General features: G+C 34.5%; 25 protein-coding genes. 10 read left to right on the forward strand and 15 right to left on the reverse strand.

The annotated features are described in order from the left end of the window. Positions 1–58: 58 nt before the first annotated feature. On the forward strand, positions 59–1,267 hold the full coding sequence (gene ylbJ, locus BN999_RS03385; protein WP_255247387.1) for a sporulation integral membrane protein YlbJ: 1,209 nt from the start codon (positions 59–61) through the stop codon (positions 1,265–1,267). A 69-nt stretch (positions 1,268–1,336) separates the two neighbouring features. Here the strand turns inward: ylbJ and coaD are convergent, their stop codons facing one another. From coaD to BN999_RS03420, 7 genes are all read right to left on the reverse strand, one after another. Further along, on the reverse strand, positions 1,337–1,819 hold the full coding sequence (coaD, locus tag BN999_RS03390; protein WP_096269987.1) for a pantetheine-phosphate adenylyltransferase: 483 nt from the start codon (positions 1,817–1,819) through the stop codon (positions 1,337–1,339). 22 nt (positions 1,820–1,841) lie between these two features. Continuing rightward, on the reverse strand, positions 1,842–2,396 hold the full coding sequence (gene rsmD / locus BN999_RS03395; RefSeq protein ID WP_096269988.1) for a 16S rRNA (guanine(966)-N(2))-methyltransferase RsmD: 555 nt from the start codon (positions 2,394–2,396) through the stop codon (positions 1,842–1,844). Between the two features lie 369 nt (positions 2,397–2,765). Further along, positions 2,766–3,041: a YlbG family protein gene (locus tag BN999_RS03400; RefSeq protein WP_096269989.1), complete on the reverse strand. Its 276-nt coding sequence runs from the start codon at positions 3,039–3,041 to the stop codon at positions 2,766–2,768. 72 nt (positions 3,042–3,113) lie between these two features. Beyond that, complete coding sequence (locus BN999_RS03405; RefSeq protein WP_096269990.1) at positions 3,114–3,548, reverse strand: YlbF family regulator; 435 nt, start codon at positions 3,546–3,548, stop codon at positions 3,114–3,116. A 55-nt stretch (positions 3,549–3,603) separates the two neighbouring features. After that, a complete protein-coding gene (locus BN999_RS03410; RefSeq protein ID WP_096269991.1) occupies positions 3,604–3,837 on the reverse strand; it encodes a YlbE-like family protein in 234 nt (77 codons plus the stop codon). Between the two features lie 8 nt (positions 3,838–3,845). Then, positions 3,846–4,238, reverse strand: a complete 393-nt coding sequence (locus BN999_RS03415) for a YlbD family protein (protein WP_096269992.1) — start codon at positions 4,236–4,238, stop codon at positions 3,846–3,848. A 99-nt stretch (positions 4,239–4,337) separates the two neighbouring features. Continuing rightward, positions 4,338–5,411 carry a CAP domain-containing protein gene (locus BN999_RS03420; RefSeq protein ID WP_096269993.1) on the reverse strand — a complete coding sequence of 358 codons (1,074 nt, stop codon included), beginning with the start codon at positions 5,409–5,411 and terminating at the stop codon, positions 4,338–4,340. A 925-nt stretch (positions 5,412–6,336) separates the two neighbouring features. Between BN999_RS03420 and BN999_RS03425 the strand changes: the two genes are divergently transcribed. Then, positions 6,337–6,705 carry a YugN family protein gene (locus tag BN999_RS03425; protein ID WP_096269994.1) on the forward strand — a complete coding sequence of 123 codons (369 nt, stop codon included), beginning with the start codon at positions 6,337–6,339 and terminating at the stop codon, positions 6,703–6,705. Positions 6,706–6,872: 167 nt separating this feature from the next. Next, entirely contained in the window at positions 6,873–7,916 is a 1,044-nt protein-coding gene (gene ytvI, locus BN999_RS03430) for a sporulation integral membrane protein YtvI (protein ID WP_096269995.1), read from the forward strand. A gap of 63 nt (positions 7,917–7,979) precedes the next feature. On the opposite strand, the gene BN999_RS03435 is transcribed toward ytvI, so the two are convergent. The 6 genes from BN999_RS03435 to coxB form a co-directional block, all read right to left on the reverse strand. Further along, a complete protein-coding gene (locus BN999_RS03435; RefSeq protein WP_096269996.1) occupies positions 7,980–8,435 on the reverse strand; it encodes a DUF420 domain-containing protein in 456 nt (151 codons plus the stop codon). A 103-nt stretch (positions 8,436–8,538) separates the two neighbouring features. Next, complete coding sequence (gene ctaG / locus BN999_RS03440; RefSeq protein WP_096269997.1) at positions 8,539–9,462, reverse strand: cytochrome c oxidase assembly factor CtaG; 924 nt, start codon at positions 9,460–9,462, stop codon at positions 8,539–8,541. A 152-nt stretch (positions 9,463–9,614) separates the two neighbouring features. After that, a complete protein-coding gene (gene ctaF, locus BN999_RS03445) occupies positions 9,615–9,929 on the reverse strand; it encodes a cytochrome c oxidase subunit IVB (protein ID WP_096269998.1) in 315 nt (104 codons plus the stop codon). Between the two features lie 3 nt (positions 9,930–9,932). Beyond that, positions 9,933–10,556 (reverse strand): cytochrome (ubi)quinol oxidase subunit III, encoded by a 624-nt coding sequence (locus BN999_RS03450; RefSeq protein WP_096269999.1) that lies wholly within the window; start codon positions 10,554–10,556, stop codon positions 9,933–9,935. 1 nt (position 10,557) lies between these two features. Beyond that, positions 10,558–12,411 (reverse strand): cytochrome c oxidase subunit I, encoded by a 1,854-nt coding sequence (gene ctaD / locus BN999_RS03455; protein ID WP_096270000.1) that lies wholly within the window; start codon positions 12,409–12,411, stop codon positions 10,558–10,560. Positions 12,412–12,443: 32 nt separating this feature from the next. Next, positions 12,444–13,511, reverse strand: a complete 1,068-nt coding sequence (coxB, locus tag BN999_RS03460) for a cytochrome c oxidase subunit II (protein ID WP_096270001.1) — start codon at positions 13,509–13,511, stop codon at positions 12,444–12,446. A gap of 841 nt (positions 13,512–14,352) precedes the next feature. Here coxB and BN999_RS03465 point away from each other — a divergent pair. Continuing rightward, on the forward strand, positions 14,353–15,309 hold the full coding sequence (locus BN999_RS03465; protein WP_096270002.1) for a COX15/CtaA family protein: 957 nt from the start codon (positions 14,353–14,355) through the stop codon (positions 15,307–15,309). 393 nt (positions 15,310–15,702) lie between these two features. Here the strand turns inward: BN999_RS03465 and BN999_RS03470 are convergent, their stop codons facing one another. Together BN999_RS03470 and deoC are read right to left on the reverse strand one after the other, a co-directional pair. Further along, a complete protein-coding gene (locus BN999_RS03470; RefSeq protein WP_096270003.1) occupies positions 15,703–16,677 on the reverse strand; it encodes a carbon-nitrogen hydrolase family protein in 975 nt (324 codons plus the stop codon). Positions 16,678–17,118: 441 nt separating this feature from the next. After that, the gene (deoC, locus tag BN999_RS03475) at positions 17,119–17,769 is read right to left on the reverse strand and encodes a deoxyribose-phosphate aldolase (protein ID WP_096270004.1); all 651 of its coding nucleotides are present in this window, start codon (positions 17,767–17,769) and stop codon (positions 17,119–17,121) included. A 1,085-nt stretch (positions 17,770–18,854) separates the two neighbouring features. Here deoC and BN999_RS03480 point away from each other — a divergent pair. From BN999_RS03480 to cydS, 6 genes are all read left to right on the forward strand, one after another. Continuing rightward, the gene (locus BN999_RS03480; protein ID WP_096270005.1) at positions 18,855–19,433 is read left to right on the forward strand and encodes an SCO family protein; all 579 of its coding nucleotides are present in this window, start codon (positions 18,855–18,857) and stop codon (positions 19,431–19,433) included. A gap of 27 nt (positions 19,434–19,460) precedes the next feature. Continuing rightward, on the forward strand, positions 19,461–20,030 hold the full coding sequence (locus tag BN999_RS03485) for an SCO family protein (protein ID WP_255247388.1): 570 nt from the start codon (positions 19,461–19,463) through the stop codon (positions 20,028–20,030). A gap of 36 nt (positions 20,031–20,066) precedes the next feature. After that, positions 20,067–20,396, forward strand: coding sequence for a hypothetical protein (locus BN999_RS03490; protein WP_096270006.1), 330 nt, complete (start codon positions 20,067–20,069; stop codon positions 20,394–20,396). Positions 20,397–20,637: 241 nt separating this feature from the next. Continuing rightward, complete coding sequence (locus BN999_RS03495) at positions 20,638–21,978, forward strand: cytochrome ubiquinol oxidase subunit I (RefSeq protein WP_096270007.1); 1,341 nt, start codon at positions 20,638–20,640, stop codon at positions 21,976–21,978. Beyond that, a complete protein-coding gene (locus tag BN999_RS03500) occupies positions 21,975–22,997 on the forward strand; it encodes a cytochrome d ubiquinol oxidase subunit II (protein ID WP_096270008.1) in 1,023 nt (340 codons plus the stop codon). The genes BN999_RS03495 and BN999_RS03500 overlap by 4 nt, the downstream gene beginning before the upstream one ends. 5 nt (positions 22,998–23,002) lie before the next feature. After that, entirely contained in the window at positions 23,003–23,119 is a 117-nt protein-coding gene (cydS, locus tag BN999_RS21195; RefSeq protein WP_373453619.1) for a cytochrome bd oxidase small subunit CydS, read from the forward strand. The last annotated feature ends 93 nt before the right edge of the window (positions 23,120–23,212 follow it).

Genomic DNA, 23,212 nt, shown 5'->3' on the forward strand with positions numbered 1-23,212 from the left:
TATTTTACTACTATCAAAAAAATAAGTACAGTTATGCAAGTAATTAGGAGGCAGTCACTTGAAGCAACTATTCAAAACATTCATGCTCGCAGCATTAACTTTTTTCTTCGCATTTACCTTAATTAAATATCCTAGTAATGCACTGGAGGCCAGCATCCGTGGGCTTGATATGTGGTGGGAGGTCGTGTTCCCCTCCTTATTGCCCTTCTTTATAACCGCTGAGCTATTACTTAGTTTCGGTGTTGTTAAGTTTCTAGGAGTTGTATTTGAACCTATTATGCGTCCGCTTTTTAATGTTCCAGGGGTTGGGAGTTTTGCTTGGATCATGGGGATGGTGAGCGGTTACCCTACGGGGGCAAAAATTTCTGTTCGTTTAAAAGAGCAAAAACAAATTTCACAAGTTGAAGCAGAAAGATTAGTTGCCTTCACCAACTCTTCCAGTCCATTATTCATATTTGGTGCGATTTCTGCAGGTTTTTTCCACGATGTTAAGTTAGGAGTATTACTTGCTGTTTGTCACTATGTGGGAAATGCTTTAACTGGAATTTGCATGCGTTTTTATGGACGAAACATGGATGAGCCCCATAAAAGAGAGAGTCGTAAGATATCACTTAAAAGGGCATTTTCTGCCATGCATGAAACAAGAATACTAGATAAACGGCCAATCGGAGAAATAATGGGAGATGCAGTTATTAACTCTATCAAGACACTAGTGATGGTTGGTGGATTTATAATATTATTTTCTGTATTAAATAAAATGTTATTTCTAATTGGACTTACTCCAATTATTGCTATGTTATTTCAAAGTGTTTTTCATGTGTTATTCTTACCCATTGAACTTGCTCTCCCATTTATTTCGGGTCTCTTCGAAATAACTTTAGGTGCAAATATGGTATCCAAAGAAAATATTGACCCTTTTCTTGCTAGTGTTATTATTGTAAGTTTTATTCTTGGTTTTAATGGTTTTTCCATCCAAGCACAAGTAGCAAGTATAATCTCAAAAAGTAACATTCGATTTTATCCATATTTCTTAGCTCGAATTTTACACGGATTTATAGCTAGTGTTCTTGCCATCATACTGTATAAGCCGCTTTACCTTGATAAGAAAGAAACTAATGTTGAAGATATGCCCGTTATCAATCCTGACCAAGAGAACGACTGGGTAAATATATTAACATCATTAGAACAAATAGGACCTATTATTACTATTGGAGCATTTGCATTAGGATTTATAATCTTATACCGACGTTCAAGGAATCATTTTTAAGAACAAGTTAGATTATGTAAATAAAAAGGGCTGTCTATATTTTGAGTATCAATTAGACAGCCTCTTAAATTATTGCTTATATTTTTGTTTTAGAGCTTCTGCTACAACAACAGGAACTAAATCTGTAACATCCGCTTTATATTTAGCTACCTCTTTTACAATACTTGAACTTAAAAAGGAGTATTGATTATTGGTCATCATAAACAATGTTTCAATCTTTGAATTCAACTTACGATTCATTGCTGTGATCTGCATTTCGTATTCAAAGTCACTGACAGCCCTAAGACCTCTTAAAATAACTTGAGCATTTCTTTCCTCTGCATAATCGATTAACAGCCCGTCACTTGAATCCACTCGCACATTAGGTAAATATTTTGTAGATTCAGTGATAAGCTCAATCCTTTCCTCTACAGTAAATAATGGTGATTTAGATTGATTATTAAATACAGCTACGATAACCTCATCGAATACTTTTGATCCTCTTTCAATAATATCTAAATGCCCAAAAGTAATTGGATCAAAGCTTCCAGGACAAATTGCCAGTTTCGCCATGCTTGCACCCCTCTGTTTAAAATTATACCTTTTGATAGATTGTTACCCCTATTGTTCCTCCGTATTTTGCCTGTTTTATTAAATTCAAACCAGGAACTTCATTAGGCAATTCATCATTTATTTCGTGCTCACAATAAATAATACCATCATCAGTCAACAAGTGTTCTTTGCTAATTATCTCTAATAGGTCTTTATAGCTGACTTTTCTATATGGAGGATCCAAAAAGATTAAATTAAATGACAGTTCCCTTTTTGCTGCCGCTGTTAAAGCCCTATATGCGTCAGCACGGAAAACTTCTATTTGATCATCTAACTCTAATAGAGATATATTTTCATAAATCGTTTTTATTGCTTTCGGATGTTTGTCTACGAATATACAATAGTCCATACCACGACTTAATGCCTCTATGCCTAATGAACCACTTCCAGCAAATAAATCTAAGGCTTTTCCACCTTGAAAGAAAGGACCCATTATCTGAAAGATTGATTCTTTAACCTTATCAGTTGTTGGTCTGGTGTTACTTCCTGGAACCGCCTTTAGTTGCCTTCCTTTATGTATCCCAGCTATTACACGCATCATGTTCACCTCGAATAATCATTCGTTACAATCCTACCATAAAGAAATAAGATATTAAAATAGAATATATTCTTTCTAGAAAAAAATGGTTATGATGTATATTATTTTTACCTTTGTACATAATAGCTTAATGGAACAGCTAATGCGTAGCTTGGTTGTTTCAAAACACGGAGAAGACTTACACTTCCCCATAAGTTCTCCTCCGGTTTCTCCTCTCCCTTTGCCTTTTTGTTTTCTAGCAAGGAAACAAAGGGACCTGCAGAATTATTTCTGCAGGTTTTTTTAATGGTTGGGATTTCACTACACTATCAAATAGTCATGTAAATACCAGTATTTACACAAAAAAACCTCCCGCATTTGCGAGAGATGTTATATTCCCATTTTATAATCGTATTGCTTGGCTTTGTCAGGTTTCGCATTTTCATATTCTGTACGAATAAATGGCTTATAGGAACGATCTACCTTTGAAACAAAGGAATATTTCAATAACTTCGTTTCAATTTCTTCAATTTTATCTTGGTCTACATACATAACGGCATATTTCAGTCTTCTTGAGACATAGATTATATATCCTAGTCGTTTAAGTTGCTTTATATTTTTAGAATGTTGAAACCAAATAATGATTCCTTGGCGTTTCGTTCTCATAAAAAATCCTCACAATTCCAAGCGTATTTATCAGTAGTTTAACAGAATTAGATCTTAACATCAATAACTATGCTAAGAAACCTTACAGCCACATCCGCCACCATGTCCACAACCATGATCCGTTAGTGCTGCACCATCTTTAGGAACTTTAATTTGATCACTAACACTGTAAGCAATGTATTGACTTATTTCATCTAGTAAGCCTTGGAATTTACGTTCTGCAATCTTAAAAGTTGCAACTTTATCATTTAAATCCATTGCACGTTTTTTCACGCGAACAGACTTCATTATCTCAGAGTAATCCGGATGATATCTACCAAAACGTTGTACATCTTCATATTGATCTTTGACAGATGCAAACTCTTTTATTAAGCTTTGTGTTTCTATATCACTTTCCATTGCTAGTTTGGCTTTCTTGTACTCTTCATAAACATCAGAGCTGAGTACCATTTCTGCTAGCATTTCAGATTTATCTAATATCGTTACATATTCTAAGGTAGCTATCATATTTAATTCACCTCCACCAATAGTTTATCATCTTTTTGGTGAAAATGAAAAACAATTAATCTTTCATCATTTCTGCAAATTGTATAAGCATCCCTACCATTTGAACATTTTGATTCACTTTTTCAATTTTTTGAGAGAGTGTCTTTCCATAGTAACGTTTTGCTTCCAATTCAATTTCAGAAATCTTAGATGGATCCCTCGTTAGATAGCGATACCATTCCGGATTATTCCGAATAAAATTTAGTAGATCTGGCCTCGTGGTTAGATGTTGATATAATTTTTCATCCATGAATATCACTAATCCCTAAACCAACCAAAGGGATTGGAATCTTCATGACGGGATCCTTTTCTTGCCCCTTGGTGTTGGTCAATTAACTCTTGTATAGTAGCAATGGTACTACTTAACTGATGAACTTGTTTCTGAACTTTATCTATATCCATGTTTTCTGCATATTTCATAAGTTGATTAAGAAACTCCGACTTATTCTTCTCTTTATCCTCCGAATAACTTGAATCTTCATCTTCCTTGTATTCATTCCAGAAGGAATCTTCCTCACCTAATAGCATCCATTTTTCATAATACTCTTGCCAGGAACGACCAGTTTTTCTAATCTCCTTACGAAGTTTTGGATGTTGATTAATAAAATCTCTGAACTGTTGAATAGTTGGATCTAGAGAGTTATTACCCATATTATTTCACCCCATTTTAACAGCTTACCTTAGGCAATATTTCACTAGTATAAAATATGCTGTTGTCATGGTTCGTGTGCACTATCTAAAAATCACAAGCTATTCTGTGGGTTTTGTTAAAAAGTTTTGAGTATAGTATAACCGGTAAACTCCTACACCGAGATGAGTATAATCTTCATGAAGTAATGCTTCACGATGTCCTTTACTATTTAACCATCCCTCTACAGCGGCAGGGGCATCAACATATTGGGAAGCAATATTCTCTCCAGCTGCAAAATAATAAATCTCTTTATTCTCTAGACGCTCTTTTAATCCATCTCCATCCGGGCTGTAATGAGAGAAATAGTTACTATCTGACATATCTTTACTATGTGCAAAAGCTACCTCACTAACTTTTTCTTCCCACAATAAGGTATTCACATCGAAGTTGTTACGAATAACATTAGTAATATCGAATATTTGTTGCTCCATTCCATTCTCCACTTTTACCCAATCCTCATCTGTTAGACTTGGCAAATCCGGCAATCCTCCACGATATCTGAGTCCATAAGGTCTTTGTAAAAGCAGCACATCACCAGTCAAAACTCTAACGGATGATAATTTGTTCGTGAATGTATCGAAGTATACTTGTGCATACACATTATCCGATAGTTTAACAAGTGGACGCATTTGTAAATCCTCTTCATCTAGGAAGAAAGTATAAGCAGAAATCCCTTTCCTGTATGAAATTTCTTCTGCAAATTGTAGTTCTGCACTAACATTGTCATAAGTTTCTCCAATTGTTAGAGGCTCTATTGAGATATCCTTGCCGGTTGCATAAATTGTTTGAACCTTGTCATCCTCTACACCGAACTGAATATATTGTGTTTGATTATTTGTATAGACCCACCAGGTGTAACCATAACTACTTAAATCCCTTCGCTTAGGCTCACCGAACTCAGCCAATAATTCATCTGTACCCTTACCAACCCAACGGTAGATGTCACCTTTGAACTTTTTATTTAAGACAATATTTTCTGGGACTGACTTCTTGATGAAATCCTTTTGCTTTTGAGAAGTAATATGATTGATGTTCTCCATCGATTTGTCTGCTTCTAGTTGCTTTTTTTCCATAAGAAAGAATGTAAACGTTGCTACTATGATAAAAATTAATATTACCCTAAACCATCGCATATCAATCTAGCTCCTTCTATTAAATCTTATAGTCAACTATATGATTCACTATCAACTATCATGCATAAAAAATAGAATTAAAATGTGCAACGGTAAAATCTATTATTATATTAGTTAGGATTATATTTAGAGTATTGGTTAATTTAATCTAACAGATTATTGAAAGAAACTGCGCGGCTAAAGATTTTATTTGGGAGCACCTAACCCGCTTCGGAAATACACTCCGCTTTTACTGTCAGCACAGGGGCGACATCTGCTCGGAAGAACCGTCGCAGTGTCTACCTTGCCGTGGGCGGCTGGTGAGCCTCCTCGTGCTATCGCACTGTGGGGTCTCACCTATGCCTATCCTCCCACAGGAGTCTCCGTGTATTTCCTACGCTAGTATCAACTTTCAAAAAATTACTAGCATTTATTAAAAAAACATAATACAATACCTAACTTTAATTAGAAGATAATAACTAGCGCAGGCAGAACAAGGAGACTCCTCGAAAATAAAGAACAATTTTCTTCGTGCGATGATTAACCTGCCGTAGCCTTCCTTGGGACTGCGATTACTCGCCCCACCGAAAACCATTGTCCTACGGGAATAGCACGTGTCCGAAGACTCAGAAAGAGGCAATCTTTCCTCGAGGAGGCTGAAGCCGTGCCCGTGGAAAGCGGAGTATTCTGACGAGGCGGTGTCGTACTGCTATCCCATTAACTTATTGTGTTGTATTTAAACTAGTTACCGCACAGTTTGCATCATTTGCAACAAACTGCTGAAATAGGCCATGAATTCTGATTGTTATCAGGAACTACAAAAAGATTCGTTACAATTTCATGACTAATCTTAATAGAGCCTACTTAAAATTTCCCATTTTCATTGCAAGTTATGACAAATAATACTATTATTAATTTAGTGAGCAAAAATGTGAGGTGTATAGAAATGAAATTAGAAAATTTAGGAATTGAAGATACAGTCATTGAATTGAAACCACTTGACCATGTTATGGGATTAAATGCTTTCATTCGTGCTGGACAATGGGATTATGAAAGAGTTACATACGACTACAAAATTGGTTCCAATGAAGAAAATGTTACATATTATATCCGCGTTCAAGGATATGCCGTAGAAGGTGATGTGGATCGTAAGGATGCTGTTATTAAATTACTTACCCCATTACTTGGTAAACATTACTATCCACATGGAGTAGAGTATGGGGAAGGCGAGAACTTCCCAGAAAACCTTATTGAGCGTGCAAATAAAATCTTAGAAAAGGTTAGTGAAGAATTAAAAGCACTGACTGCTGAATAGAACAATTTAAAAAAGCCAACTACTCAGAACTTCTATGAGTAAGTTGGCTTTATTTTTGATTTCTCAATAGTAATGAAGAAAAAGTCCTATTCACATACATAATTTCATGCTATATTTTGTATAGTGTAATACAGAAATTTCCGTTTTATGGAGAGGAGAAACTCTTTTTGTTACGTAAAATTATCTTATTATTAATTATTGTTGCATTATTAATTATCGGTTATTTTGTGCTTTCCTTATCGATTCCTTTAATAGTTGCATTAATTACCGCTCTATCATTAAATCCATTAGTCCGTTTACTCCAATATCGCATTAAACTGAATCGGAAAGCCTCTGTATTAATTGTTTTCCTTTTGTTTCTGATAGTTGTAGGTTTACTTGGTACATTTTTAGTTACAAAGGCAATTGGTCAGGCTGTTAATTTCGTTGAAGATGTTCCTTCTCATATTAATAAAATCAATACTATTTACAGTGACTGGGAAGGTCGAATAAGTGAGTATGGAAAAGATTTACCTAATGAATTTGTAGTTGCTGTTACAGATAGCTTTAATACATATGTAACCTCATTAAATGCTACATTGAAAGAACATTTAACGATTAATAGAATTGCTGGTATTTTCTCTCAGATTCCACAGTATATAGTTAGTATATTAGTATATTTAATTGCACTATTTCTTTTTATGCTAGAATTACCGATTCTAAGAGAGAAAATCTTTAATATCTTTACTAAAGAAACTGCTGAAAAAGTTACCTTTATGAATAATAGAATAAAAAATGTCATCGTTGGCTTTTTTAAGGCTCAATTTTTAGTTAGTTTAATCATATTTGCTGTATCTTTAATCGGACTGTTCATAATTGCACCAGAGGTTGCATTAATCATGTCTTTAATTATTTGGATTATCGATTTAATACCGATTATCGGCTCTATCATAATACTAGGTCCTTGGGCTTTAATCATGTTCATGGCTGGTGATGTATCAGTAGGAATTGAGCTTTCAATTTTAGCGATAATTTTACTTGCAATTAGAAGAACAGTCGAACCAAAAGTAATGGGTAAACATATGGGGCTCTCTCCTCTAGCAACATTAATTTCTATGTTTTTAGGACTTAAGATATTTGGATTATTAGGATTTATCATTGGACCATTAATTTTGATTATTTATATTTCAGCTAGGGAAGCTGGTATACTAAGACTAAATATTAAAATATAAACTGCTCCAAGAGGATCTCCACAATGCAAAAAGAAAGTGATAGCGAATATGCTATCACTTTCTTTATGTACCTAAAATTGCCTTTATTAAACCAGTTGTTTGACCACCATCAAATAATACATAAAGCAGTAAATATACTGCAATTCCTGTAATTGCGGAACCAAACCATATTACTGCCGTTACGGGCCCTATTTTGCGGTGCTTTGTAATTTTTCGTTTAAAAGCTAAATAAAGCGTTACAAGTCCAAAAATTGCTCCAGTTGTCGCTAATATAATATGAAAAATCAAAAATATAGTATAATAAATTTTCAATTCTTCTGGTCCACCAAAGCTTGTATTTCCCGCGAATATTGTCCGTGACATATAAATAATAAAGAATAATAAGGCACTTATTGCTGCGGCTACCATTGTCTTCTTATGAGCCTTTGGTCTATCTGTAACTATAAATCGCCAACCAATTGCAACTAAAACAGCACTAAGAAAAATAAAAATAGTACTAATTGTAGGTAAAATTGCCATAGTTACCTTCCCCTCCTTCTATAAAAACTCGCATTCACTTATGACTTCAAGTACCAACTTAATATTTAGGTAAGGAGAATCCTTCCCCTCTCCCCTTATTTATTTAATTTGCATCATTTGTTTGAACAGTAGTAACCGGTAAAGGATCTATTTTTAATGCTTCTGGACTAAACCAAGAATAAAACACTTTTGCCAAAATACTTCCATACGTAATCTCTTGCATAATTTTCATAATAATACCACCAAGCTGCTGGTCCTCCAATGTACTTAAAGAAGAGAACATTTCAGGACCAGTTATTTGGAATGAAGATGCTAAACCTGATAATACATCACCTGGTACACATAATGCTAATGCCTGAATCCAAGCACCACTTGAACTATAGGCTGCAAATAATGGTGCATCAGCAAAGATAATCAATACACAAGCTGGAGTAATCAACACACTATTTCCAAAGATATAAAATATCTTCCCTAATGGATGCTTAATATGTGCGAATTCCTTAACCGGTGACATAATTGGAAACCAAACTAAGAAACCAGCAATTAACAGAACTAAATGAAAAGTTGTGTGGAAAACAGGTGATGATTTGGTTAAATCAAAGATAAACGGTAAATGGTACATAGAAAATAAACCATTAAATAAAATTATGGATATTAGTGGAAATGTTAATACTTTCATAACCGATCTAATCACAGGTTTAAGAAGTACCTTTTCCCAAATCCACACTGGTATACCTTTTATCATCAATATTGGAAATACAATTAAATATATTGCCATTTGGATCATATGTGCAGTTAAAGTTATATGGGTTAAGAGATCAACGGGTGATCCTTTAACAATATAAAGCAACACCAATCCAAGATAAAAAAGGCTTTGCTGCTTGACTGACGGTCTATCCTCTACTCCAAACTTGTGGCGTAAAGGTCCAGTAATTAGGAAGTATGTAACGCCTAATAGAGCAACAAATAAAAAGAAGTAAGGACTCCATAATGCACGAAATCCGAATAATTGTAAATTAAGCCACATAGTAATTCACTCCATAGTAATCCTATTATCTATCCTATTAATTATAACCTAAATTCCATATAGAAACACTGATTTAATATGACAACTTTTTAAAGATATAGCTTAAAATAAAATAGGATCGGGGGATACAAGTTCCCCGATCCTATTTATGTTTACCACCAAATTACTAAGGAAAGTGCAGCCACAGTTAAGATAGCCGCCCACACTCCACCATATATCATTACAGAAACCATTTCATGTCCTTTATCTTTCATATGCATGAAGTAATAGAACTGAAATGCAACTTGAATTAGTGCGAGAACTAGTAATAATGGAATAGCAAACATTTTACTCATAATACCAGAGCCCACAATCAAAAATGCTAAGATTGTAAATAGGATCATTGTGGCAAAGGAAATTAACTGCTTTTTCATTTCTTCTTTATTTTGTTGTCTTTGAAATTCTCCGGATTTGGTGTTATTTGCCATCGTTTATGCCACCTTCCCCATTAGGTAAACAACTGTAAAGATGAATACCCAAACTACATCAATAAAGTGCCAATATAGACTAAATGTATTGAACTTTGGTGCATTGTATAGATTTAATCCACGTTTCGCATTTCGAATCATAATAGCGGACAACCAGCAAAGACCAAATAATACGTGCCCTCCATGGAATCCAACTAAAGCATAGAAAGCAGATCCAAAAGCTGAAGAACGGAATGTAAATCCAAATTCATGAATATAGTGGTAAAACTCATAAATCTCACAGCCAAGGAATGCGATACCTAGTAGTCCTGTAATACCTAACCACAATTGCATCTTTTTAAAATCGTTATTTTTCATATGATACATTGCGTATACACTAGTTAAAGAACTAGTTAAAAGTAGCATTGTCATAAGAAATACTAATTCTAATCCGAAAAGATCCTGTGATGTTGGTCCACCAGCAGTTGAATTTTTCAATGCAAGGTACGTACCAAAAAGACTGGCGAATAGAACTGTTTCTCCACCTAGGAAAAACCATAACCCTAGAAACTTATTCTTCCCTTCAAGGGTTGCCTTCTCAGGATGCTGTGGCATAACTTCTGGGTTTAAGGAATGATCGTGACTCATATTAGTCAGCCTCCTTTTCTAGTTCTTCTTTCGTAATATGGTAGCCATGGTCATCCTTCAATGATCGAACTAACATACAACCTAATGCAAGTCCCATACCACCAAATAGGAAAATATAAGCTATATCATTTACAGTTTGATAAATAAAACCGAAACTTGCAATAAAGAATCCTACAGTCATTAAGAACGGTAAAATAGATCCATGCGGCATATGAATATCACCAACAGGTTCCGCAGGTGTCATCTTACCGTTACCTTCCATTTTCTCAATCCATAATGGATCCAAACCACGAACTAATGGAAGTTGTTTAAAATTATAGTATGGAACTGACTTATCGACAGCCCATTCTAGCGTACGTGCATCCCATGGATCTTGTGGTGCAGGATCTCCTTTAAACCAGCAATATATAGCGTTATAAAGGAAAATTATTACACCAATTGACATAAAGAGTGCACCAACAGAACTAATAAGGTTACCTAAATCCAGGCCTTGGTTTTCTAGGAATACCCAGTAACGACGTGGCATACCCATAAGACCCAAGAAATGCTGGATAAAGAATGTCATATGGAAACCGATGAAGAAGTTCCAGAATGCCCATTTTCCAAGTTTTTCATTAAGTACTCTTTTAAACATAATAGGCCACCAATAATGACAAGCAGCTAGAATTCCAAACACTACCCCACCGACAATTACATAGTGGAAATGGGCAACTACAAAGTACGTATCATGATATTGATAATCGGCAACACTTGAAGCAACCATAACTCCTGTCATACCTCCAATAGTAAAGGAAGGAATAAATGCTAATGCCCATAGCATTGCAGAGTTAATCGTAATATTTCCACCCCAAAGGGTTAATAACCAGTTAAAAATTTTAATTCCAGTTGGAACTGCAATCGCCATTGTTGCAATCGCAAATATCGAGTTAGTTACAGGACCCATACCAACCGTAAACATATGGTGAGCCCATACCATAAATCCTAAAAATCCAATTAGAATTGTTGCAAATACCATTGCGGTATAACCAAACAAACGTTTCTTAGAGAATGTAGCAAATATTTCACTAAAGACACCGAACACTGGTAGAATTAAGACATATACTTCTGGGTGTCCAAAGATCCAGAATAAATGTTGCCAAATAATAGAGTTACCACCGAGTGCAGTATCAAAGAATGCCGAACCAAACATACGGTCGAACATTAATAAGAATAAACCAACCGTTAATGCTGGAAATGCGAATAAAATTAATACACTAGTTATGAATGTTGTCCATGTAAATAATGGCATACGCATAAAAGTCATACCTGGTGCGCGCATATTAACAATTGTTACAAGGAAATTAATCCCCCCCATTAATGTACCAGCACCGGACAACTGTAAACCCAAGACATAATAATCAACACCATGTCCTGGCGACGTTGTCGATAGTGGTGCATATGCAGTCCAACCAGCGTCTGGTGCGCCACCTGTTAACCAACTTACATTTAACATAATCCCACCAAATAAGAATAACCAAAAACCCAATGCGTTGACAAATGGAAATGCCACGTCACGAGCCCCTATTTGTAGTGGCATTATGGCGTTCATTAATCCTAATAATAATGGCGTGGCCGCAAAGAAAATCATGGTAGTTCCATGCATAGTAATCATTTCATTGTATAGACCAGCTGAAATAAAATCATTTTCAGGCTTTATTAATTGGATACGAATAATCACAGCTTCTAATCCACCGAGCAGGAAAAAAAATGCACCACCATAAAGATATAGTTTACCTATTTTTTTATGGTCAACAGTTGTCAAATAATCCCATAACACGGCAGCGAAGCTCGTTTTCTGAGCAGTTAATGTACTCACAAAATAAACCTCCCTTTTTCAATCATCAAATCCTATTGTTCAATTCCGTTACCAGCATCTTCCGTGGTAATTTCAGATGGACTTAATTGTAATAAATACTCTGCAATCAACGCTGCATCATCTTGACTCACTTCTGGATACTTACCAGTCATTTTATTACCTGGCTTAATTAATTCTGGGTTTACAATCCACTCAACAAGTTTTTCTTTTGTCATTTCTTCAATTCCCGCCAATCTCGAACGTTCACCAAAGTTTGTTAAATTTGGACCAATCGCTGCGGCAGATGAACCGATTGCATGACAACCAAGACAGTTGTTTTCGTTGAATAGTTCTCTACCTTGAGCTGCCGCGTCTGTTGCAGGCTCTGCTGTTTCTGGATCAAAGTTTTGCATGTCTGCAACCCATTGTTCAAATTCTTCTTGACTTACTACAACAACCTTAAAGTCCATTAAAGAATGAGATGGCCCACAAAACTCTGCACATTTCCCCCAATATACTCCCTCTTCATGGGCATCAAGAAAGAAAGTGTTTTCGTTTTCAGGGTTAACATCTAATTTACCAGATAAAGTTGGTACCCAGAATGAATGGATTACATCAGAAGATTTCATATTAAAGTAAACTTTTGAATTCACAGGAATGTATACATCTTGACTTGTTTGAATTTCAAGCCCTTCATAATCAAAATGCCACCAATATTGATTTCCTGTAACATTAATATTTAAATGGTCACTAGCATCAGCATCGTCAGCTAAATCAAACGTATATATAACAGTTGGAACTGCAATGATAATTAATAGAATTATTGGTATTGTAGTCCAAACTACTTCTAATGTTTTATTTCCTTCAACTTGTTTTGGAATAAAGTCCTTTTGACCTTTTTTCTTTCGGAATTTAATAAGAGCTAGAACTAATAGAACCATAACAACAAGAAAAACAAAGGACATGATAACAGTAGGGATAATTATTAAATCCAATGATTTTTGTGCCCCTACACCTTTTGGATCTAATGCTGTTAAGTTTTCCTTACCACAAGCTGCTAGAAACAGTGCTACTAATCCTAACAGGGATAATACCTTAAATTTTCCCATCCAGCCTTTCATTTATTTATACCTCTCTTTCTATTTTTCCTTCTTAATATAAGTATTAAGTAAGGATTTTAATTATTAACTGGGAAGTGCTTCTTGTATCATTCCCATTGGTTACGATGAACTTTTCCTTATAGAACAAAAATAAAACTTTACAATATTTATTATGCCTAAATAGCCAAAAATATTGTATCTAAAAGGAAACAAATAATAAAAGGCAATTACTATTTAATCTTTTGTAAGCACATTCATGTTGTAAATTAAAAAATACAATTTTAATTCCGTAAGGTACAATAGCTTTTCCCGTTTTCTTTGAGGAAGTTGTCACTTTTAAAACCATCCTGTAAATCCCTCCTTTAACCCTCAAATAAATAGGAACATATAAAAGAAGCATTTGTGTAACTTTTGTAAGTACTTCTTTAAAGTATGTTATTAATCATGCTAATTGTATCACGGTTTAATCTTACAATCTATTTGCCTTCAGGTTAAAATCTGTAAAATTTGCTCGAAAGCTTCTGACAATTTTGTGAACTTTATAACCAAAACAAATATAAGGCAGAAGTGCCTTATTTAAAATTCAATCGTTGTCTATGTAATCGTAGAACCAGAAGCATTCGTAAATTTACAGAATATCCCCTATACTATTTCTAGCAGACAATGAAAAAGTTTGCAAGGTTTTTTTACTATTTCCAGTAGTTCCTTATTCAATTGCGTCTAATGTTTAACAATTATGTGTCAACTGAAGTTCTAAGCCGAAAATCATTTGCTTTATAGTAAGAGTAAAGTTTAATATTGAGATTAGTACCATAATTACTTTTAGAAAAACACAACAGGATATAAAGTGAGGATAATGTTTATGATTAGATTATTAAAATGGCTTTCGGTTTTGGCTGTCATAGGAATGACGTTCGTTCTAATTGGCGGTGCATTAGTAACCAAAACAGAGTCTGGTGATGGTTGTGGCGATAGTTGGCCACTATGTAAAGGTGAATTAATTCCATCAGAAATAGATATGGAGTTAATAATTGAGTTAAGTCATCGGTTAGTTTCAGGTTCAGTAGGAATTATTGTTCTTGTATTAGCTTACTTAGCATGGAAACATATTGGGAATATTAGAGAAGTTAAATTTCTGTCATTATTATCAGTAATATTCCTTGTTCTACAAGGCCTTATAGGGGCTGCAGCGGTTATATGGGGACAATCGGACTTTGTACTTGCTGCACATTTTGGTATTTCCTTAATTTCATTCGCAGCAGTATTTTTACTAATGTTACTAATATTTGAGATTGATAAGAAATTTGATGCTTCATCATTACATATTAAAAGGAAGCATCGAATAGAGATATATGCCCTGACTGTCTATACTCTAATAGTTGTTTATACCGGGGCATTAGTTCGGCATATAAATGCGAATTTAGTTTGTGGTGATTGGCCATTCTGTTCCAATACAGCCCCTCTTGATTTTGCCTCATACAGCTTTGAGCAGTGGGTACAAATGGGACATCGCTTAGCAGCAGGTGTTTTATTCATCTGGACTATATCACTTTTTGTAAGAATGATAAAAAACTATCGTCAAAGTAAAGTTATGTATTGGGGATGGATTACAACTGTTAGTCTTATTTCAATGCAAGTAATATTTGGTGCACTTATCATTTTCACTTTATTAAATCTGCTAGTTGCTCTAATGCATGCACTTGTTATTACTTGTTATTTTGGGATGCTAAGTTATTTCATTCTACTATCAACTAGAAGTTCGGCAATGGAACGTAAACAACAAAAACTTATAGAATCAGTAAGTTCAAAGATCAAATAATGACAATCCAGAGTTTTCGATTGACCATAGCTATAAATACTAAGCAAGCTGCAGTTCCTAAAGGCACCTGTAGCTTACTTAGTGTAAAATAACACCCTTTTCTTAATGAAAAAATGTTATTATTTCATACCCCTATAAACTTACCAAATATTTCCTTTAAGGTCTTACAACTTTGATTGGCCCCACTTCCTAGCACATCTGGTATTTTGATTTCTCTATTACTCGTGGTAGAGATTTACCACCAACTGATTTCTAATTCATACTAACACCAAATAACCATTAACTATGCTAATGACTACTACTATTTTAGTCTTAGGAATTAAAACATCGGTAAATATATAGTCATGTCAAACTAAAGAAGTATCGCAAGACCTGCAATGCTTCTATCCTAAATTAAATCCATCCTCTATTTTCATTCAGCCATTTTACACTTTCTGTTTTCTCTCCATTTACATACAATCGAAATATATCGGGTCTTGCATAATGACCTGTTACATCAAAATCTAGTTGACTTAGAGCTATATCTTCTAAATTCAAATCAGCAATCACAATTTCTTCCCTTCCATATATAGGTTCTACAACATATTCACCTAAGGGACCAACTACCGTACTACCACCCCTGCACATTTCTTCTGGTAAATCAGCTAAGTCATCGTAACAGGCCAAATCTTTCGGATACATGTCTTTCGTTACATATTGATTGCATGACAAAACGAAGCAACGTCCTTCCATTGCTATATGCCTAATCGTTGATTGCCACGTTTCTCTTGAATCAGCAGTGGGTGTGATGTAAAGTTGTACACCTTTTGAATACATCGCTGCCCTAGCTAAAGGCATATAGTTTTCCCAGCAAATTAATGCACCTATCCTTCCGTATGGTGTTTCAAATACTGGTAAAGTACTCCCATCCCCCTCACCCCAAACAATCCTTTCAGCTGCTGTTGGCTTCAACTTTCGATGCTTACCAAGTAGATTACCATCCGGGCCAAAGAATAATACAGTACAAAAAAGTGTTCCACCAGTACTTTCGTTATCTTTTTCAATTACACCAATAACAAGATAGACACCGGCTTTTCTAGCCGCCTCTCCTAATTTCATTGTAGACTCTCCAGGTATAGTAACAGAGTTTTTCCAATACCTTAACCAATCTCGTCGCCCTTGTGTAGTACGACTCCCGATTTTTGAGCCAAATGAAAGCCCTCTTGGATATGCAGAAATGAAAGCTTCTGGAAACACTACAATTTTCGCACCTTTTTCCCCTGCCTTTAGCGTCAACTCAACCGCTTTCTGAGTGCTCTCCTCTTCGTTCATAATAACAGGTGCAGCCTGCACAATTGCAACACGGACATTTTGATTTTCGTTCGTCATATATATCCTCCATTATTTATTTTTTCTAGAACATTAATTATCCCGCTTTAAGTAGATAATTCCTTTCATTTAGATACTTTTTATATTTGCCTAACCCCCTTCCTTGAGAATTGATTAAATTACACCATCTCCTTTAATTCTAATTCTTTTAAAATAGTTGGAATAAATTAAAACATTTATCTTTAAATAATATATTTATTAAAAAAGACACCCCTTTGTCTAATTTAAATAACGAAAGGATGCCTCTACTTATGTGGTTAGAAATACTATTTACGTATTTAATGTCTTAAACATAACTGTAAACCAAAAAATGTTCTATAGAAAGAGCCCTTTTATAATTAAACTCTTCTTAATAACTAATTATTCCCTTCTTATCCAATTTACAATAATATTTGTGTTTTAGATAATCTAATTTTGCATAAGTTTTTGTAGCTTCATCCCTTACTCGGTAGTCGAGAATAATTCTATTCCAGAACTTGTACCAATCCTCGTTGCACCTGCCTCGACCATTTGTTTTAAATCATTTAGGTCACGAACTCCACCTGAAGCCTTTACACCTATTGTTGTACCTACAGTTTTTCGCATTAACGCCACATCTTCAAATGTTGCACCGTGATGTGAGAAGCCAGTAGATGTTTTAACAAAATCAGCTCCGGCTTTTACCGCAAGTTGGCAAACACGAATTTTTTCCTCATCAGTTAATAAGCATGCTTCAATAATAACCTTTACTAATGCTTTCCCTTTTACAGCTTCGATCACCGCCCGGATATCTCGTTCAACAAGTCCGTCATTTTTATCCTTTAATGCACCAATGTTTATAACTGTATCTACTTCAGTAGCACCGTTATTTACTGCATCTTTTGCTTCAAAGGCTTTTGTTTCTGGCGTATTTGTACCTAATGGAAATCCTATAACTGTGCATACGTTAACTTCTGTACCTTTTAACATTTCAGCTGCGATATTTACCCATACAGGGTTTACAACCACAGATGCAAAGTCAAATTGTTTAGCTTCTTCACAAAGCTTCATAACGTCTTCCTTTGTTATTTCAGGTTTTAATAGTGTATGGTCAATAAGTTCCTTATAATTCAACTATGCTCTCTCCTTTATATATAGCCTCTAGGCTTACTAATCTACTTTATTCTGCTTAATTTAGCCAACTTTGACACAATTATACTCCACTTTTCCATATGTCACTATCCACTAAATACTTGTAATCCAAACTGTTATAACAATATGATAAAAGAATTTTATGCATCTAAACCTAGAATGGAAATAATACTTTTTTATATTAACATCACAGTTACTGCAGTAAACCAAGTGAGTGAGAGCTTTCACTAAAACATTATTTCGCTATATTGGAAAGCTCATCCCTATCTTAACATGTAACATGAAATTTTCTCCATCCAATTAGCCGTGTTTTTCATCACCCACTTTAGTTGAATCTTCACGTTAGTATTCAATCTCTGTTTTATAAATTATTGTATCTGTCACAACAAGACCTCCAGATGTTTCCAAGCTAGAAATGTGATTTATCAATTGTTATAACGGGTGTTCTATTTGCTTAAAAAAACTTTTTGTTATCAACAATAAAAAATAAGAATCAACAAAATCAATAATTAATCTTCGCTTTAAGATTTTAATTAACTAATAACTGGATGGCAATAAACGTGACTATTTGGATGGTTTATTATAACAAAAAGTAAGATACCATTAACATAAAAATATAAAGATTATTTTCATACAAGCAATTGCCAAACAGAAAAAGGCCACAATTTACAATAGTAAAAGAAAAATCGAATTAACTATTCGAAAACTAAATTTGTTTAATCAAAGGCCTATTTCACTTCAATTTCTTAAAAAAACCCACTGCAAGCTAGTAAATTTTTACAGAAGGTTGATTGAAAGTCTGTAATAGAGTGAATCATCCTAGTTTCGATTAAAGAAATTTACTATCTAACAGCAACATATTATAAAAGGCTTCTTCCCATTATCAATATATAAGACTCTTCTATTATAAGGAGGTGGTATTCTTCAGTTCTCTATGATTCCTCTAAGCCTTAGCAACCAAAAAGCCGGTTAAACCAAGTCTGATTGAACAAGCCTTTTTCGTGGGCTAAATATTTACAATGATATTTTAAGAAAGTACATATTATTATAGAAGGAGAAGATAATAAATGAGACTTTTTCAAGTATTAATGTTCATTCCTATCATTTTACTCTTTGCTTGTGGTGAGTATAGTGAAATCAATCCGGATATGTCTGAAACAGTAGCAGACTTTTCTTTTACAACCCAAGATAATGAAGTATTAAGTCTTAATGATCTAAAAGGTGAATGGTGGATTGCAGATTTCGTTTTTACCAATTGTGAAACAGTGTGCCTCCCGATGACATATAACATGTCAAACTTACAAAGAAAACTAAAAGAAAATGATATAGATGTACAGCTCGTCTCATTTTCTGTAGATCCAGATTATGACAGTCCCGAAGTGTTAAAGGAATATGCTATGCAATATGATGCGGATTTTAGCAACTGGAACTTTTTAACAGGTTATGACTTCCAAACAATTAGAGAGCTGTCAATCAAGTCATTTCGTTCTCTTGTACTGGCACCAAATAATGGTTCAGACCAGGTTACACATGGTACAAGCTTTATGCTAGTAACTCCTGATGGAAAATATATAAAAAGTTATGATGGAGTAGATGCAGACGAGATGGATAGAATTGTTGGAGACTTAAAGAAGGTTCTATATTAATAGTAGATTTTTATGGAGGAATAAAAATTGAGGAAATACAAATTTAATATGTTAGTTCTAATCCTTTTCCTAGTTGCTTGTGGTAGCAAAGAAATTGAGTCAAATATGTCGCAAAAAGTACCAGAGTTTGATTTTACAACACAAGAAAATGAAAAGTTAGGATTAAAGGATTTAAAAGGTGAATGGTGGATTGCAGATTTTATTTTCACAAAGTGTACTACAGTATGTCTTCCAATGACAGCAAATATGTCGAAGTTACAAGACCAACTAAAAAATGAAGGTTTGGATGTCCAAATAATATCTTTTACAGTAGATCCCGCTAATGATTCTCCAGGGGTATTGAAGAAGTATGCACAAGTTTATGATGCGGATTTTAGTATGTGGAGTTTTTTAACAGGCTATGAATTTGAAGAAATTAAGGAGTTTTCAGAGAACGCATTTTACTCGGAGGTATCAAGAGCACGAGATTCAGATCAAATAAATCATGGTGTCCGTTTCTATTTAGTTAATCCAGATGGAGAAATTATAAAATATTATGATGGTATCGATATGGATGAGGTCAAAACTATTATAGATGATTTAAAAAAAGTCTTATAAAGATTCATTATTATCATTAAAAGGGGTACAAAGTTTATGTTTAAAAATAGAATAGTTATTTTCATTAGCATACTTATTTCCATACTGATAATTATAAGTTTTTTGATACCTAGTGAAACGAAGCCATCTCCTAATACCAGGATAATACTAGAGCACACTTATAAAACATATATTGCACCCGGATGTTTTGAACAATCAAATCCAACAAATTATCTAGAAGATTCAACATTAGCGAAAGCAAAAGCCTTAAGCTATAGCCCGAATGGACCTTGCACAATGGAAGTCCTAGAAAGTGAAAAGGATTCATTCATTATTAGTTTACTAAAAAATGTTGGAGTTATAAATAAAAAATGGGATAACTGGTAAGATTAATTGTTGGAATATAGGATTTTTACGCCACTCCTCAATTATATAAATATACTTACTTTAAGGGAAATAGAATCCCCATTCACTAATTTTCATACTATATTGCGGACTAGTCCTAGGTAACTAATAAACCAACAGTTACATCATATAGATATGTTAACAACACGAGATAACGTAAACTCTAGAATTCTATGCTCAATATTGCACTTATTTGTTTTAGAGTTAAGGAGGAAATATAACTATGCTATTTGAAGATCCAGTATTAGCTAGCAGATTTTTAACAATGCTCACTCTTTCCTTTCACATAATTTACGCAACCATTGGTGTAGGTGTGCCACTCATGATTATGATTGCACAATGGGTTGGAATTAAAAAAAATGATGTACATTATATTTTATTAGCCAGACGATGGGCAAAAGGATTTGTTGTAACTGTTGCAGTTGGGGTTGTTACAGGAACTGTAATGGGACTCCAGCTTTCACTGTTATGGCCAAATTTTATGGAATTAGCAGGTCAAATTATTGCTTTACCTTTATTTATGGAAGTATTCGCTTTCTTCTTTGAAGCAATATTTTTAGGTATATATTTATACACATGGGATCGGTTTGAAGATCAGCGAAAACATTTTTTCTTGTTAATTCCAGTTGCATTAGGTGCGGGTATGTCAGCTTTGGTCATTACCATAGTCAATGCATTTATGAACGCACCACAAGGTTTTGATATTGTTGATGGACAACTCATTAATGCAAATCCAATTGCTGCAATGTTTAACCCAGCAATGCCAACTAAAGTTTCCCATGTCCTTGCAACTGCTTATATGACTGTCGCATTTATGCTTGCTGCAATTGCAGCTTACCGTTTACTAAGAGGCTCAAATCACGTTTATCATAAAAAGGCACTTTACTTAACTATGAAAGTGGGGTTAATTTTCTCTATTGCAACAGTAATTATTGGGGATTTCTCCGGAAAATACTTAGCAGAGTATCAGCCCGAAAAATTAGCTGCAGCAGAGTGGCACTTTGAAACCGAAGAAGGTGCACCCTTATTAATGTATGGAATACTTGATGAAAATAATGAGGTTAAAGGTGAAATAAAAATTCCATTTGCCTTAAGTATATTAGCATTTGGTAATCCAACAGCAGAAGTAATTGGACTTAATGAATTTCCTGTGGAAGAAACCCCTCCACTTATTATCCATTATTTCTTTGATTTAATGGTTACAATTGGTGTCTTTATGATTGTCTTATCACTTATATTTTGGATAGGAATAAAGCGAGGGTGGAATTTTGTAAAAGCAAAATGGTACCGTTGGCTAATCGTACTAGGTGGCCCATTATCTTTTCTAGCTATCGAAGCAGGATGGTGGATGGCAGAGGTTGGACGACAGCCGTGGATTCTCAATGGAATCATGACTGTAGAAGAAGCTGCCACATCTAGTGACTATGTCGGACTAATGTCCATTCTATTTATTCTTTTATATATCGTATTAGGAACTGGTACGATTATCGTACTTCGCCGAATATTTAAGGAAAATCCAGTAGAGAAAGAGCTTAAAATCCCACAAGGGGGTAATAACGCATGACATTGGAAATTTTAGGTATAACAGTTTTATGGACATTTTTGTTCGGGTACATTATTTTAGGATCAATTGATTATGGCGCCGGTTTTTTTAATGCATACAGTATTATTACAGGGAAAGACCATATATTATCTAATATTATACAGCGTTACTTGTCTCCTGTTTGGGAAGTTACCAATGTATTTTTCGTGTTTTTTTTCGTAGGGATTGTGGGTTTCTTCCCTAAATCAGCCTACTATTTTGGAACCATTTTTCTAATACCAGGCAGTATTGCGTTGATCCTACTCGCAATTCGAGGTTCATATTATGCATTTGAAACCTATGGAAATAAAGGACATAAGGGCTATGCGTTTATTTATGGATTATCAGGTCTTCTTATACCCGCTTCTCTTTCCATTGTACTTACGATATCAGAAGGCGGGTTTATATATATAGAAGATGGGAATCCTGTTCTAGATTACTGGGCGTTATTCATAAGCCCATTATCATGGTCGATTGTACTCTTAAGCATTGTAGCGGTGCTTTATATTTCGGCCGTTTTTCTTACTTGGTATGCAAATAAAACAGGTGATCTAAAAGCTACTAATCTAATGCGTAAATATGCACTGATATGGGCATTTCCTTTAATCATTACTGCAGCCGGGATTATTTATGAGTTAAGTTTCCATAGCTCTGAACATTATGAGCGAATAATAGACCTAGGTTGGATGTTCGGACTATCCTTTTTGTTATGGATTGCAACAGTATTATTAATTTGGAAACAAAAAAATTATGGAACTGCCGTTTGGTTATTAATCGGTCAGTTTACCCTAGCCTTTTATGGATTCGGAATTTCACACTATCCTTATTTGCTGTATCCATACTTAAACATTTACGAAGGATTTACAAATCAGGCAATGGCAATTTCACTAGTTGTTGTGTTTATTCTTGGCCTTGCGTTGTTAATACCTTCTCTATACCTGCTTTTAAAATTGTTCCTGTTTGATAAGAATTACCTACAAGGAAAACAAAAGAAAGAGTGAGAGATATGCTAACAGATTTTCTTATTTTTGTTGCTCCATTTATTATAATGATTTTAGCACTGGTACTAGCATTTATAGCATCATTCAAGGATGACCACGTGAGCAAAAATAAAAAAGTATAGGTATTCGTTATTAGCTACCAATCTGTAAGAAAGAGCTTCGTCACTTGGACAAAGCTCTTTTCTTTTTATTTTATGTTTGATTATTCATTCATG

Source organism: Paucisalibacillus globulus (assembly GCF_900184735.1).
GTDB classification, from domain to species: Bacteria; Bacillota; Bacilli; order Bacillales; family Amphibacillaceae; genus Ornithinibacillus; species Ornithinibacillus globulus_B.